We start from the raw sequence: 13,955 nt of genomic DNA on the forward strand, positions 1-13,955 counted from the left end.
CAAACGCGGTATGAGGGCAGCGTTTTGACCCGGGAGCACGACATGACCGAGATCCGACCCCCTTCCGACGACGAACGTCGGCTCGCCGAACTGGGCTACAAGCAGGAACTGGCCAGATCATGGTCGGGTTTCTCGAATTTCGCCATCAGCTTCACGATCGTGTCCATCCTGACCGGTGGATTGGCCAGCTACGGCATCGGTCTGGCGAACGGCGGCCCGATCACCATGGCCTGGGGATGGCCGCTGGTCTCGCTCATGGTGTTGTTCGTAGGACTCGCCATGGCGGAATTGGCCTCCGCCTACCCGACCTCCGGCGGCTTGTACTGGTGGGCCGCCGAACTGGGCGGACCGGTGTGGGGCTGGTTCACCGGATGGTTCAACCTGATCGGGCAGATCGCCGTGACCGCGGCGATCGATTACGGCGCCGCCATCTTCACCACCGTGGTGTTGAACGTCGTCGGAATCGACATCGGCACCGACCGCACCGCGATTTTCCTGGTGTTCGCCGCCATCCTGGTCCTGCACGCCGTCTTGAACGTGATCGGCCCGCATCTGTCGGCGGTGATCAACAATGTGTCCGCGTGGTGGCACGTGGGTGGTGTGGCGATCTTCGTGGTCGTCCTCGGCTTCGGAGCGGAACACCACCAGAGTGCCCGATTCGTCTTCACCGAGACGGTGGACAACAGCGCGATCGGATTCGGCGGGGTCGCGTTCAGCTTCCTGCTCGGCCTGCTGCATGCGCAATACACTTTCACCGGCTACGACGCTTCCGCGCATATGTCGGAGGAAACACACGACGCGTCGCGGATGGCGGCCAAAGGGATCATCAACACGATCGTCGTGTCGGCGATCGCCGGATATCTGCTCATCATGGCGGTGACGTTCGCCATCCCGAATCTGGACGACGCGCTGGATCCAGCGAAGAACAGCGGCTATCCCGTGATCTACATCCTGGAGAACTCGCTGAACGGCTTCTGGTCGGGTTCGCTGCTGATCATCGCGGCGGTCGCGCAATTGTTCTGCGGATATGCCTCGGTGACCTCGGCTTCCCGCATGCTGTTCGCGTTCGCGCGGGACGGCGCCGTGCCGGGGTCGAGGTTCTGGTCGCGGCTTTCCACGCGCAAGGTACCGGTGCACGCGGTGCTGTTCATCTCGTTCTTCGCGTTCGTGCTGCTGATTCCGTCCATGCTGGTGCCCGCGGCGAACGCACCGACCGCCTACGCCGCGGCGACCTCGGTCGCGACCATCGGGCTCTACATCGCCTACGGCATTCCGATCCTGTTGCGGCAGCGGCACGGTAGCCGATTCCGCACCGGCCCATGGCGATTGGGCGCGTGGTATCGCCCGGTCGGAGTGGTCGCGTTGATCTGGATCGTGCTGATCAGCTTCCTGTTCATCCTGCCCACCGACGCCCGCGGCTATCCGTGGCACAGCGAATTCACCTGGAACACCGTGAACTACGCACCGATCACCCTGGTCGGCGTGGTGGGCGCGATCGGCATCTGGTGGCTGGCGTCGGCCCGGACCTGGTTCACCGGGCCGAAACGGACGGTGGACGAGCCGCCCGCCGATCAGCCGGAGCAGGAGGCGCCGGCCAACGCCTGAGGCACGACCGGTCCGGTCGCGGCTTCCCTGATCTGGCGTATCGAGTTTGTCGGCCTCGGTCGCTAGGGTGTGTCGGCATGGAAAGGACCGACCTGGTGCGTTTTTCGCCCGCCGGGAGAATTGTGTTCCCGGGCAATCCGTGGCCGGAAGGGCACGCGATCGAGGAGTTCGCGTGGACCGGCCGGATGGACCAGGCCGGCAGCCTGTGGTTCGATCTGCATCTGCGCTCCGCGGCGTACAACGCCGAACGCGACCCCGCCCACGGCGAGGAGGACGGCGAGGACTGGCTGTCGCCGATCGTGTGGCAGAACTATCACAGCTGCACGCTGTCGTCCACGTACTGGGGCGAGGACGACGCCACCGGCCTGCGCGCCGCGGCGCCGGGCCGGCCCTTTCGACTGAAATCCGAACAACCGCAGCGCCTCACGGTCGACCCGCTGCCCCTCGCGCACGCCGACGACGTCGAATACCTTGCGTTCAACATCTATCTGCTCGGGCACGACTCGGTCGCCGACCAGGAAGTGTCGTTCACCCGGCGATCCGACGGCAGGCACGACATCGACTGGCAGGGTCGTATCGCGCTGACCTACGCGGGTCAGGTGGAATTCCGGTACCGATTCCGGGCCCGGATATCCGGCGCCACCCTCGAATACATTCGTTTCCCGGCGGAAATCTCCGCCGATCGAGCGCTCCGCCAGCTCGGCGCCGTGCTCGACGCTCCCGAGGAGTTCGAACTGGGCCTGGTCGACGGGCAGCCCGCGTGGGTGTCGAGAATGCCGGTCTAGCTTTTTCGGCGCCGGTTCACCGGTTGCCGGTATGGCCGGGCAGCACGCACACCGAATCCAAGCCGAGCACGTGGTTCAACCGGCCGAACGCCAGCCATGAGCCGATGCTCATGCTCAGTTCGACGACTTCGGCCTGACTGTAGCGGGCGAGCATCCGATGCCAGAACTCTTCGTCCAGGTTGTGATGGTCGGTGGCGTAACGCTCGGCGTATTCGGCGGCGAGCCGGGTGCGTTCGTCGAAAGCGTCGGTGGTGCGCCAGTTCGTGACGGCGTCGGCGAATTCGGGCTCGACCTTCACCCCGTCGCGTTCGGTGCGCCAGTCCATGCAGAACAGACAGCCGTTGATCTGGGCGATGCGCAGCCGGGCCGCCTCGAACTCACGCAGGCCGAGCGTGCTGTGCGAGTACACCGACAGCGAGAAATTCGAGGCGGCGACGCCGATGCCGGGGACCATCTCACCCCAGACGTAGCCGATCGGATCCTTGCCCTCGGGAACGTCGATGATCATGGGTGCTTCCTTCCGAGTTTGCCGACGGCGGGACGCAACGGGACATCCAGTGCGTCGTAGAGTCCGGGTTTCGCCGCCACCAGCCAGTCGATCGCGCCGACCAGGCGGCCGACGGCCGTGGCGTTCCCGCCCGCGGAGCGGTTGCCGTCTTCGTCGGTCGCCTCGACGGTCACTTCGATGCGCGGGTGCCCCTCGATGATCACCCGGTGCGCACCCGCGCCGCCGCCGGCCGGTACGGGCCAATCGGGCGCACACGTCGGATGGATGCGGGTGACGTGTTCGACGACCAGTCGCGGTTGCCCCGCGACGATGCCCTGCACTTCGAAACGCACGGCGCCCTGGGTGCCCGCCTCGAATTCACCCATGGACGTCGTGGTGACGGTGGCGTCGAGGGCGCGCCGATCCAGCGTCTCGCGGATCTCGTCGAGTTCGACACCGAGCGCCCGTGCCATCAGCCGGATCTGCCCGCCCCACACCATGGTCGGCACCGACGGCGCGAGCATCGGCGGCTGATAGTCCATCGGCTGCCCCATGCCGACCAGGTAGCGCACCGAGTCCGGCTGGTCGTAGGTGGAGTAGTCGAAGATCTCCTGGCAGCGGATCGTCTCCAACGTGCTCCCGAGCCCGCTGATCAGCAGCGGCAGTACGTCGTTGCCCCACCCGGGGTCGATACCGGAGACGAACAGCGATCCGCCGCTCTCGGCGATCGCCGCCAGTACCGGGTCGCGTACCTCTGGCGGTGCGTTGCGCGGATCGTAGAGGGCGTAGAGAGCAGGGGTGACAACCACCGCGCCCGCGCGCAGGGCGCGCACGATATCGGCGAGCGCGTCGTCCGGCCGGATGTCGCCGGAGGCGGCGTAGACCACCGCGTCCGGGCGTGCGCCGAGAATGGCGCCGACATCATCGCTCGCGGCGACGCCCAAGTCCCGATCCAGCCCGCCGAGTTCGCCCGCATCGCGGCCGACCTTCGCCGGATCGTGCACCAGCACCCCGGTCAAACGCAGCGCGGGGTGCGCGTCGACGGCCCGGATGGCCGCCCGGCCGACGTTGCCGGTTCCCCAGACCACCGTGGAGATCATCAATCGAGCGTAGCAAGCGCTTGGTCGGCTGTTCGGCGTTCCGGAAAAGCGCTCCGATCCCCCTCGAGCGCCACAGCGCACTCCGTCCGCCGGTTCCGGGAGCGACGGTCGCAGCGGACCGTTCGCCCATGGCAGCGCGGGACACCGGCCTCGCCGATGCGATCCTTTTCCTCGCTTCGGATATCGACAACAGGGTCCGCACACGCGTGCGCCGCCCGATTCCGCGCCCGGCTCGCCACTGCGCACCATTGGGAAATGGCGTGAACTCCCCGGTAGCGTTGAGGCTCGGGGCATTACCTGCCGCCAGGGGATCGCGGCGCAGTTCCGGTTCGCGGCGAGTACGGTATATCCCGCTGCCCGGCGCGGGGGCGGCGGTAGGGATCGGGTGGAAAGGCAGGCGCGCGACAGTGAACGAGCGGTATTCGTCGTGGGCTGCCCGGAATACGCCCGAAGAGCTGCCGCTGGCCGCGCGTTACCAGAGCGCGGATCCGATCCGCTGGCACGGCAGCATGGTCTACCCGATGTACACCGAGCAAGTCGGCCCCGCGCCCACCACCATCGCCTTGACCATGATCTCCGCCGCACCGCCCGCAGGGCTGCGTGGGCTCGGCATGGGTCTGTCGGTCGTCGACGGCTATCTGGACCTGCACGGACGTTCACTCGCCGGAGTCGACGCGTGGAGCGACGCGCTGGCCGCGGGGGTCAGCTTCGCCGTCACGCCCAGCGCGCCGGTGACCCTGGTGACACTGACCCCCGTCTGGGTGGACGAATTCGGCACGCAGAAGTCGTGGACGGGCAACTACGGCATCGTCGTCGAGCACCGGCCCAACGGTCGCGTCGTGCTGTGGTGCAGCGTCGGCGAGGGGCCACCGAACTTCGCGAACCTGGTCGTGGAACTGTCCACCGCTCCCACACCGGTCGCCCCGGAGCCTCCGGCTCCCGCCGCGCCCGCGACGGCTACGATCGGCATGAATCCGCCTATTCCGCAGGCGATCTCGTCGGCGGGCCCGCCCACCGCGCCCACCATGCCCGTTCCGCGTATCGACGCCGCTACGGCCGCGAGCGCATCCGCGACGGCGGCCGAACGGCTCACCGGGGTTTCCTCGGCAGCCGTCGGTGGCGGTGCCGAGAAAACGACGGAAACGACCCCGCCCCGCCGCGCAGGCAGTCTCTTCGTGAATCTGCAGTCCTCCCGCGCCACACGATCCACTGCGGAAACTCCATCTTCCGCTCCCGGCTCCCGAGCCCCGGACAGCGCGCAGCCGGCGTCGAGCTCGACCACCCAGTCGCCTGGGCCGCAGCCGGAGTCCGAAGTACCCGCCCGGAACCTCGCTCACCATCCGAGGATCGCGCACGAGAGAACGGCGGCGGACTCGTACGGAACCTTCGGACCTCCGGTCGCACATACACATCCGCCCGAGGACCCGGCACGCTCCCGCACCGGCCTGCTCCTCGGCAATACGCCACCCGCACCGAACGCTCCGCTACCCGCTCGCCCCGCGGCGGACGGCACGAGCACCGAAGCCAGCCCGCTCGTCGCGAATCCGTGGACCGCGCACCCATATCGCGCACTCGACCCCGTCGGCACACACGCCCAACCCCAAACAGGCACCTCACCTCCCGGGTCCGGGCCCGTCCCTCAGGCGACTCGAGTCCCGGCCACCGCCTCCCCCTCGGCAGATGGTCCGCACGCCGGATCGAGCCCGCTCGCGAACCGTCCAACTGCGGCGGACCCCAGCGCACTCGACCCCATCGGCACACACACCCAGCCCCAAACAGGCACCTCACCTCCCGGGTCCGGGCCCGTCCCCCAGGACACTCGAGTCCCGCCCACCACCTCCCCCTCGGCGGACGGTCCGCACGCCGGATCGAGCCCGCGGGTCGCGAACCGTCCGACGGCGGACCCATATCGCGCATTCGACCTCGCCGGCACGCACGCCCAGCCCCCGGCGCAGACTTCGCCTTCGAGTTCCGGCGCTGCGGAGCCGAATCACATCCAGCGAGAATCGAACTCACCGCTCGGCGGACAGGTGTCGCAAACGCCCCCGGCAGCGGAGAAACCCGTCCGTGAGCTCGACCCGGTGGACACCAACAGCACCCCCCCGGCGAGCGTGTCGAGTACCCGGGTTCCCGATACGGCGTCGGTGCCGAACGGAGTCCCGCAGCCCGGCGAACGGCCCGCTCCGGTCGAGGCCCCGCCCCGGGCGAGCGAGTCCAGGCAGTCGGGCGACCCCGGGTATCGCGGTGCGCTCTACGACCTCGGCGTCGCGATGTACCGCCGCGGCGACGAAGAGCAGGCATGCGGACTGTGGGCGCAGGCCTCCGATGCCGGGCACGCGGGTGCCGCCTACGAACTCGGCAGGGTCCGGCTGCGGCGCGGCGATCCCGTCGGGGCCGAATCCTGGTGGCGCACCGCCGCCGACCGCCACGAGCCGCGCGCCATCGCCGAACTCGCCGATCTCCTCGACCAGCTCGGCAAGCACGCGGAGGCCAAGTCCTGGCGGGCCTACGCCGCCGAGCGGCAAGACCCGGACGTGGTCGGCCAGTCGACGCCGCGCTGAACTCCACGGTGCCGCATCCGGAAAAGAAGTGGCACACGGCTGGGTGACGGTCGTACGGTGCGGGACATGTGTGGCAGTCCCGGCATGAACGGAGCGTACGCGGTCGGCGCGTATTACCTCCGGCTGCGTACGGAGGCCCGCGCTCTGCCGGTGCACCGTACCGCTGCGATCTCCTGATCCGTTCGAGCGGAATCCGCGTCAGCGACCCGGCGACAACACGAAAGCGGCTCTCGCAGAACTTCCTCACCGACGCACGCGCCGCCCGGCTGACCGTGCACGCCTCCGGCGTCACCGCCGACGATCTCGTTCTCGAAGTCGGACCCGGTGCCGGCATACTGACCAGGCAATTGCTGACCGTGAACGGCCGGGTCCGCGCCTACGAGAAGGATCGGCGCTACGCGGCACTGTTGGGCCGCCGATACGCGGACGATCCGCGAATCCAGTTGTACCACCGCGATTTCCGCACGGTGCGCCCGCCTCGGGAGCCGTTCGCCGTCGTGGCCAACGTGCCGTTCGCCATCACCACCGACATCGTGCGCTGGCGCCTGGGCGCGGACGGGCTCACCGCCGCGACCCTGCTCACCCAGCTCGAGTTCGCTCGCAGGCACTCCGGTGATTACGGCCGCTGGACCAAGCTCACCGTCGCCCACTGGCCGACGACGGCAATCGAACTGGGCGCGCGCGTCGGCAGGCACAGTTTCCATCCGGTTCCGCGAGTCGATGCCGCCGTCCTGCGGTTGCGCAACCGGCCCGAGCCGCTGGTGCCGCGCGAGCAGCTCGGCGCTTACCGCAGGCTGGTCGAGTTGGGTTTCTCCGGAGTAGGGGGAAGCATGGCCGCACCGAACCCGCTACAGGAACGTATCGGATACATTCATGCATCGAGACGTGGACAGGAGCAGCGTGACCAACTTCGGCGACTACCAGAACGAGATCTACTTCCAAGGGCTCGGCGGCGTGCTGCCCGATTTCCCGATGACGTACGCCGACCTGGAAGCCAAGGCCCGGGCGGCGCTGCCACCGGGGATCTGGTCGTACGTCGCGGGCGGAGCCGGCGACGAACTCACCCAACGCGCCAATGTGACGGCCTTCGAGAAACTGGGCCTGATCCCGCGCATGTTGCGCGCGAGCAAGACGCGCGACCTCTCGATCGAGCTGTTCGGCATGACGCTGCCGACGCCGATCTTCCTGGCCCCGGTCGGCGTGATCGGGCTGTGCGCCCAGGACGGGCACGGCGACATCGCCACAGCCAAGGCCGCGGCGCGCACCGGCGTCCCGATGGTGGCCTCCACCCTCACCGTCGATCCGCTCGAGGACGTGGCGGCCGAGTTCGGCGACACCCCCGGGATGTTCCAGCTCTACACCCCCACCGATCGGGATCTCGCGCAGAGCCTGGTCCAGCGGGCGGAAGCGGCGGGATTCAAGGCCATCGTGGTCACGTTGGACACCTGGGTGCCCGGCTGGCGCCCGCGCGATCTGACGAATTCCAACTTTCCCCAGCTGCGCGGCCACTGCCTGGCCAACTACTTCAGCGATCCGGTCTTCCGAGCGCTGCTGCCCAGCCCACCCGAACAGGATCCGAAAACCGCCATTCTCACCTGGATCTCGCTGTTCGGCAACGCGTTGACCTGGGACGACCTGACGTGGCTGCGATCGCTGACCAACCTGCCGCTCGTCCTCAAGGGCATCTGCCATCCCGACGACGCACGGCGCGCCAAGGAGGCGGGCGTCGACGGCATCTACTGCTCGAATCACGGCGGCAGACAAGCCAATGGCGGCATCCCCGCGATCGAGCATCTGCCGGAGGTGGTCGCGGCGGCCGACGGCCTGCCGGTGCTGTTCGACTCCGGCGTCCGCACCGGCGCCGACATCGTCAAAGCGCTGGCGCTCGGCGCCACGGCCGTCGGCATCGGACGCCCCTACCCCTACGGGCTCGCCCTCGGGGGTGTCGACGGCCTCGTGCACGTGGTGCGTTCGCTGCTCGCCGAGGCCGATCTGCTGATGGCGGTGGACGGCTACCCGACGATCGCCGACCTCGGTCCGGAAGCGATCCGGCGGCTCGCCTGATCCACGCGAAAAACAGCGGACGTCAGGCGAAACGCCCCGCGCGTACGGCTCGCCCGACGATCAGGGCGGGAGGCACGCGCGGGGCGGCTCGAAATCACCCCGACAGCGGTGTGAAGTCCCGGCTGCCGATGTAGCCCGGTCGCGGCGCGGGCGCGGCGAACGGGTCGACGAGCGTGTTGTGCACGCTGTTGAACACCACGAAGATGTTCGAGCGCGGGAACGGCGTGATGTTGTTCGACGACCCGTGCATCAGGTTGGAGTCGAACAACAGCGCCGAGCCCGCCCGGCCGGTGAACTGACTGATCCCGTACCGGTTCGCGAGCGCGGTGATGTCGTCGCTCGTCGGCACGCCGATCTCCTGCTCCTGCAACGACTCCCGGTAGTGCTCGGCCGGAGTGCTGCCCAGGCACGGCACGAAGGTGTGGTGCGAGCCCGGCATCACCATGAGACTGCCGTTGATCGGATAGTTGTCGGTCAACGCGATCGACAGGCTCACCGCTCGCGGCGCGGGCATGCCGTCCTCGGCGTGCCAGGTCTCGAAATCGGAGTGCCAGTAGAAACCGGTGCCGCGGAAACCGGGCATGTAGTTCACCCGGCTCTGGTGCACGTACACCGGCGACCCCAGCACCTGTTCGGCCAGCCGGAGCACCCGCGGTTGACGCACCAGTTCGGCGATCGCCTCGCTCAGCTTGTGCACCTCGAAGACCGAACGCACCCGGTTCGACGACTTCTCCACGATGACACGGTCGTCGTCGCGCAGCGCCGGATCGTTCGCCAGCCTGGTGATCTCCTCGCTGTACTCGCCCACTTCCGTGGGCGTGAGCAGCTGATCCAGGATGGCGAACCCATCGGCGTCGAACGAGGCCAGTTCCGGGCTCTCGACCTCCCCCCACACCGCGGGGTCGGCACGCTCCAAGTGCGGAGCGGGCGCGCCGAGACGGGTCGGGTAGCGATCGTAGCGAGCCGTCTCGGGCGGTGTTTCGGTGTGCTGCAGAACCATTGGTGTCCTCAACCTCCGATCGTCGCGGTGACCAGCGGATAGACGCCGTTGCTGTCGTGAACCTCCTGACCGGTGACCGGCGGGTTGAACACGCACATCATCCGCATCGTGGTGCGCACCTCCAAGCGGTGGCGTTCGTGTCCGTCGAGCAGGTACATCGAGCCGGGCGCGAGCTCGTAGGTGACGCCGTTGTCCAGATCGGTGAGCGTGCCCTCGCCCTCGACGAGCCACACGGCCTCCACGTGATTCAGATAGTGGAACTCGTGCACCGTCCCGGCGTCAATGGTGGTCTCGTGGAACGAGAAGCCGACGCCGTCGCCGCCCAGGACGATGCGCTTGCTGCGCCAGCCTTCGCCCGCCACGTCGCGCTCGGTACCGGTGATCTCCGCGGTGCTGCGCACGATCATGCGATCGCCCCCATCCCCCCGCACACCGACTCGACAGCGCCGGCGAGGACGCCGAGCCCTTGGTCGAGTTCCTCGTCGGTGACCGTCAACGGCGGCAGCAGCTTCACCACCTCGTCGGTCGAGCCGGAGGTCTCCACCAGCAGCCCGCGCTCGAAGGCGATCTGGCAGACCTTGCCCGCCTGCGAGGGATCGTCGAACACCACGCCTTGCACCAGTCCGCGTCCACGGGTCGAGACGCCGGGGAAGTGCGCGGCAAGCTCGCCCAAGCTGCGGGCGATCTTCTCGCCCTTGGCCAGGGTCGCGGTCTGCAGGGCGTCGTCGGACCAGTAGTGGCGCAGCGCGGTCGTCGCGGTGACGAACGCGGGGTTGTTGCCGCGGAAGGTGCCGTTGTGCTCACCCGGCGACCACTCGTCCAGCTCCGGCTTGAACAGCACCAGCGCCATGGGCAGGCCGTAGCCGCCGATCGACTTCGACAACGTCACGATGTCGGGCGTGATGCCCGCGATCTCGAAGGAGAAGAACGGTCCGGTGCGGCCGCAGCCCATCTGCACGTCGTCGACGATCAACAGGATCTCCCGCTCCGTGCACAGCCCGGCGAGGTGGCGCAGCCACTCCGCGCGGGCGACGTTGACGCCGCCTTCGCCCTGCACCGTCTCCACGATCACCGCGGCCGGGCGGTCGAAGCCCGACGAGGTGTCGTCGAGCACCTTCTCCATCCACTGGAAGTCGGCGGTGGTGCCGTCGAAGTAGCCGTCGTAGGGCATGTGCGCGGCGTGCACCAAGGGCACACCGGCGCCCGCGCGCTTGGCGGCGTTGCCGGTGACCGACAGCGCGCCGAGGGTCATGCCGTGGAAGGCGTTGGTGAAACTGACGATGGTCTCGCGGCCGGTGACCTTACGCGCCAGCTTGAGCGCGGCCTCGACCGCGTTGGCGCCGGTCGGGCCGGGGAACTGGACCTTGTAGTCCAGGCCGCGCGGGGTGAAGAGCGTGTCGCGCAACGTCTCCAGCAGTTCGCGCTTGGCTCCGGTCGACATGTCGAGGCCGTGGGTGATGCCGTCGCTCGCGATGTAGTCCAGCAGCGAGCGCTTGAGCACATCGTTGTTGTGCCCGTAGTTCAGGGCACCGGCGCCCGCGAAGAAGTCCAGGTAGTCCTTGCCTTCTTCGTCGCGCAACCAGCTGCCCTTCGCCGTGGTGAACACGGTGGGCCAGGCGCGGCAGTAACCGCGCACGTTCGACTCCAGACTCTCGAAAACGGTGGTGTCCGCGTTGATCATCGGTGATCCTCCTCGGTGGTGCGGGCGGTCGGGGCGATGCGATACAGGTCTTCGGGTGCGTGGCTGTCGGGGAAGACGCCCGCGTCGAACAAGTGGCGCTTGGTCACCTCGGCGCCGCGCGCAGCGGCCACCGACGTGAACAGCGCGATGGAACCGGCGTTGTCCGGCGAGATGGTGGTTTCGAGTACTGAAACTCCCTGAGCCGCGACGCTGTTGAGCAACGTGTGGAGCAGCTCGGCACCGATGCCGCGGCCGCGCTGCGCGCGGTCCACCGCGATCTGCCAGACGAAGACGGTGTCGGGCGCCTGCGGACGGACGAATCCGATCACGTATCCGACGACGCGGCCGTCGGATTCGGCGACCACCGAGGTTCCGGCGAAGTCCCGGCACCACATCAGGTACGCGTAGCTCGAATTGACGTCCAGCACCGCGGAATTCTTCGCGATGCGCCACATCGGGGCGCCGTCGCCCAAGCGGGGCGTGCGCAGGACCACGGCGGGTCCGGCATTTCTCCGAGACGGGGTGGCCCCCAGAGCGGCGGCGGCGTTCCCGACGCGCGATCGCTCGATCTCCGCTGGGGACAGGGTTGGCGATGACATACAACTCCCTCGTCTGATCAGCTGTACTTATCCAGGCTTGCGAAGCGACTTTGAGGTGAACCTGTCGACTTCTTTACGGTCGTATTACGGATGGATGTCGCCGAGCCGGGGCAACCGCACGACGAATCGCGCGCCGCCGCCGGGACGGTCGGTGCAGTGCACCCCGCCACCGTGTGTGGCGACCGTCTCGGCGACCAGCGCCAATCCGATCCCCGTTCCGTCCGGCGAGCGGCGGCCGCTGCGGGCGGTGGCGAATCGTTCGAAGATCCGGTCGCGGTCCGCGGCGGGGACGCCGGGGCCCGCGTCGTCGACGGTGAGCACCGCGTCGGTGCCGTCGCGGTCGATGCTCACCGCGACCACACCGCCGCCGTGCCGGTCGGCGTTGTGCAGCAGGTTGGCCACCGCGCGCTCCAGTTCGACCTTGCGGCCGCGCACGGTGACGTCCTGACGCACCGTGAGCAGCTCGCCCGGATAGCGACGGTCGCTCAGCGTGTGCACCAGCAGGTCGCGCACCGACAGCGGCTCGGCGTCGCCGTGATGCATGCCCGCTTCCACCCGCGCCAGAGCGAGCAGATCGTCCAGCAGTTTGCGCAGGTGCTCGACCTCGGCGGTGATCAGGCCGAGCGCCCGTTGCGAACGTTCCGGCAGATCGCCGCGATGCCGGTTGAGCACGTCGACGCTGGCCATCAGGGTGGTCAGGGGCGTGCGCAGCTCGTGGCTGACGTCACCGAACAGCCGGTGTTCGCGCTCGATGCGCCGTTGCAGCGAGTCCACCATGGTGTTGAACGACTCGACGGTGATCGCCAGATCCTGGTCCCCGGTCGCGGGCAACCGCTGGTCGAGATCACCGGAGGCGATCCGTGCGGCGGTGCCCGCCAACTGGTGCAGCGGGGTCAGCACCCGCCTGCTCGCCCACCAGCCGACCGCCGCGCCGATCAGGGTGACCACGACGGCGCAGCAGATGAGCACGTTGCGCAGCAGATCGAGATCCGCGTTGAGGTCTCCCGGCGATTCGCTGCCCGCGTGTGTTCGCTGCGCTTCCAGGTAGCCGCGGCTGATCACGAAGACCGAAACGACCAGTACCAGCGACATCAGCGCGGCGATCGTCGCGAAGGCGGCGGTCACCCTGGCGCGAAGGCTCCAGGCGTTCGGATTCCAGCGTTCGGCGTCGGAGCAGCGTTCAGCGGCGCACATCGAGGCGATAGCCGAGCCCGCGCACCGTCACCACGATGCGCGGATCGGACGGATCCCGCTCGATCTTCGTGCGCAACCGGCGCATGTGCACGTCCACGATGCGTTCGTCGCCGAAAAACCCACGGTCCCAAACACGTTCGAGCAGCACCGTGCGGCTGAGCACCCGGCCCGGCGTCTCGGCCAGCTCACACAGCAAACGGAATTCGGTGAGCGTCAGCCTGATCTCCTCGTCGCCGCGGCGCACCACCCCGCTGTCCTGCGCGAGGACCAGCGGAGCCGTGTCGTCTGCCTCGAGCACCATCTCCTGCGGCGTCTCCCGTTCGGCGGTCAGCCGGAAGCGGCGGCGCACCGCGCGCATACGAGCGGTGATCTCCTTGATTTCGAACGGCTTGGTCACGAAATCGTCGGCACCCGCCTCCAGGGCGGCCACCACGTCGTGGGTGTCGTCGCGAGCGCTGACCACGATGATCGGGACGTCATGGTCGCGGCGGATCTCCCGGATACACTCGAACCCGTCCATGCCGCCGAGCATCAGATCGACGATCATCACATCGGGAACACCATTGCTGCGCAGATGAGTGAGCGCGTCCTCGGCTTCCTCCGCCTCGTCGACGTCGTATCCCTCGTCTTCCATAGCGAGCCGTAAGGCACCGCGGACCCGGTCGTCGTCTTCCACGATCATCAGGTTTGCGCTCAAGACCTTATCCCTTGCAGACATGCGGAAGCGCGTCACGATGCGGACAACCGCATCCCCATACCGACGCGACCTTCCGCTTTTCGAGCAACCTTTGCTCGGCTTCGAGTACCCCTGTGCCCGGCCGGTAAACGTCCGGCAGACCGATGTGGGGCCTCTTGGTTGTTCCATCGACGCTATACGCC

Annotated in this window: 12 protein-coding genes and 1 pseudogene; 5 read left to right on the forward strand and 8 right to left on the reverse strand. The window is 68.2% G+C overall.

The features are described 5' to 3' along the window. The first annotated feature begins 42 nt into the window (after nucleotides 1-42). Entirely contained in the window at nucleotides 43-1,605 is a 1,563-nt protein-coding gene (locus ACFV2O_RS24275) for an amino acid permease (RefSeq protein WP_364432320.1), read from the forward strand. Nucleotides 1,606-1,682: 77 nt separating this feature from the next. After that, complete coding sequence (locus ACFV2O_RS24280; RefSeq protein ID WP_379253774.1) at nucleotides 1,683-2,390, forward strand: hypothetical protein; 708 nt, start codon at nucleotides 1,683-1,685, stop codon at nucleotides 2,388-2,390. Between the two features lie 16 nt (nucleotides 2,391-2,406). Here ACFV2O_RS24280 and ACFV2O_RS24285 read toward each other — a convergent pair whose 3' ends face one another. After that, nucleotides 2,407-2,898, reverse strand: a complete 492-nt coding sequence (locus ACFV2O_RS24285) for a carboxymuconolactone decarboxylase family protein (RefSeq protein ID WP_355075281.1) — start codon at nucleotides 2,896-2,898, stop codon at nucleotides 2,407-2,409. Then, nucleotides 2,895-3,977: a dihydrodipicolinate reductase gene (locus ACFV2O_RS24290; protein ID WP_379253775.1), complete on the reverse strand. Its 1,083-nt coding sequence runs from the start codon at nucleotides 3,975-3,977 to the stop codon at nucleotides 2,895-2,897. The genes ACFV2O_RS24285 and ACFV2O_RS24290 overlap by 4 nt, the downstream gene beginning before the upstream one ends. A gap of 407 nt (nucleotides 3,978-4,384) precedes the next feature. Between ACFV2O_RS24290 and ACFV2O_RS24295 the strand changes: the two genes are divergently transcribed. The 3 genes and pseudogenes from ACFV2O_RS24295 to ACFV2O_RS24305 all read left to right on the forward strand — a co-directional run bounded on the left by ACFV2O_RS24295 (nucleotide 4,385) and on the right by ACFV2O_RS24305 (nucleotide 8,602). Beyond that, on the forward strand, nucleotides 4,385-6,538 hold the full coding sequence (locus ACFV2O_RS24295; RefSeq protein WP_379253776.1) for a hypothetical protein: 2,154 nt from the start codon (nucleotides 4,385-4,387) through the stop codon (nucleotides 6,536-6,538). 191 nt (nucleotides 6,539-6,729) lie between these two features. Beyond that, nucleotides 6,730-7,344, forward strand: a pseudogene (locus tag ACFV2O_RS24300) (ribosomal RNA small subunit methyltransferase A); the annotation flags it as partial. A gap of 94 nt (nucleotides 7,345-7,438) precedes the next feature. Then, nucleotides 7,439-8,602, forward strand: coding sequence for a lactate 2-monooxygenase (locus ACFV2O_RS24305; RefSeq protein WP_379253777.1), 1,164 nt, complete (start codon nucleotides 7,439-7,441; stop codon nucleotides 8,600-8,602). Nucleotides 8,603-8,696: 94 nt separating this feature from the next. Here ACFV2O_RS24305 and thpD read toward each other — a convergent pair whose 3' ends face one another. The 6 genes from thpD to ACFV2O_RS24335 all read right to left on the reverse strand — a co-directional run bounded on the left by thpD (nucleotide 8,697) and on the right by ACFV2O_RS24335 (nucleotide 13,773). Beyond that, nucleotides 8,697-9,602 (reverse strand): ectoine hydroxylase, encoded by a 906-nt coding sequence (gene thpD / locus ACFV2O_RS24310; RefSeq protein ID WP_379253778.1) that lies wholly within the window; start codon nucleotides 9,600-9,602, stop codon nucleotides 8,697-8,699. A gap of 8 nt (nucleotides 9,603-9,610) precedes the next feature. Then, nucleotides 9,611-10,009 (reverse strand): ectoine synthase, encoded by a 399-nt coding sequence (locus tag ACFV2O_RS24315; protein WP_379253779.1) that lies wholly within the window; start codon nucleotides 10,007-10,009, stop codon nucleotides 9,611-9,613. Next, complete coding sequence (gene ectB / locus ACFV2O_RS24320; protein ID WP_379253780.1) at nucleotides 10,006-11,283, reverse strand: diaminobutyrate--2-oxoglutarate transaminase; 1,278 nt, start codon at nucleotides 11,281-11,283, stop codon at nucleotides 10,006-10,008. The genes ACFV2O_RS24315 and ectB overlap by 4 nt, the downstream gene beginning before the upstream one ends. Next, a complete protein-coding gene (gene ectA, locus ACFV2O_RS24325) occupies nucleotides 11,280-11,882 on the reverse strand; it encodes a diaminobutyrate acetyltransferase (RefSeq protein ID WP_379253781.1) in 603 nt (200 codons plus the stop codon). Before ectA ends, ectB begins: the two co-directional genes overlap by 4 nt. Nucleotides 11,883-11,966: 84 nt before the next feature. Further along, on the reverse strand, nucleotides 11,967-13,076 hold the full coding sequence (locus ACFV2O_RS24330) for an ATP-binding protein (protein WP_379253782.1): 1,110 nt from the start codon (nucleotides 13,074-13,076) through the stop codon (nucleotides 11,967-11,969). After that, nucleotides 13,063-13,773 (reverse strand): response regulator transcription factor, encoded by a 711-nt coding sequence (locus tag ACFV2O_RS24335; RefSeq protein WP_379253783.1) that lies wholly within the window; start codon nucleotides 13,771-13,773, stop codon nucleotides 13,063-13,065. Before ACFV2O_RS24335 ends, ACFV2O_RS24330 begins: the two co-directional genes overlap by 14 nt. Nucleotides 13,774-13,955 lie beyond the last annotated feature (182 nt).

It is taken from the genome of Nocardia sp. NPDC059691 (genome assembly GCF_042733915.1).
GTDB classification, from domain to species: Bacteria; Actinomycetota; Actinomycetes; order Mycobacteriales; family Mycobacteriaceae; genus Nocardia; species Nocardia sichangensis.

Bases quoted from the DNA above. Each gene is read 5' to 3' on its own strand.
- ectA (WP_379253781.1), bottom strand. From the start codon at position 11,882: ATGTCATCGCCAACCCTGTCCCCAGCGGAGATCGAGCGATCGCGCGTC.
- ACFV2O_RS24285 (WP_355075281.1), bottom strand. From the start codon at position 2,898: ATGATCATCGACGTTCCCGAGGGCAAGGATCCGATCGGCTACGTCTGG.
- ACFV2O_RS24275 (WP_364432320.1), top strand. From the start codon at position 43: ATGACCGAGATCCGACCCCCTTCCGACGACGAACGTCGGCTCGCCGAA.
- ACFV2O_RS24290 (WP_379253775.1), bottom strand. From the start codon at position 3,977: ATGATCTCCACGGTGGTCTGGGGAACCGGCAACGTCGGCCGGGCGGCC.
- ACFV2O_RS24315 (WP_379253779.1), bottom strand. From the start codon at position 10,009: ATGATCGTGCGCAGCACCGCGGAGATCACCGGTACCGAGCGCGACGTG.
- thpD (WP_379253778.1), bottom strand. From the start codon at position 9,602: ATGGTTCTGCAGCACACCGAAACACCGCCCGAGACGGCTCGCTACGAT.
- ACFV2O_RS24280 (WP_379253774.1), top strand. From the start codon at position 1,683: ATGGAAAGGACCGACCTGGTGCGTTTTTCGCCCGCCGGGAGAATTGTG.
- ACFV2O_RS24330 (WP_379253782.1), bottom strand. From the start codon at position 13,076: ATGTGCGCCGCTGAACGCTGCTCCGACGCCGAACGCTGGAATCCGAAC.
- ectB (WP_379253780.1), bottom strand. From the start codon at position 11,283: ATGATCAACGCGGACACCACCGTTTTCGAGAGTCTGGAGTCGAACGTG.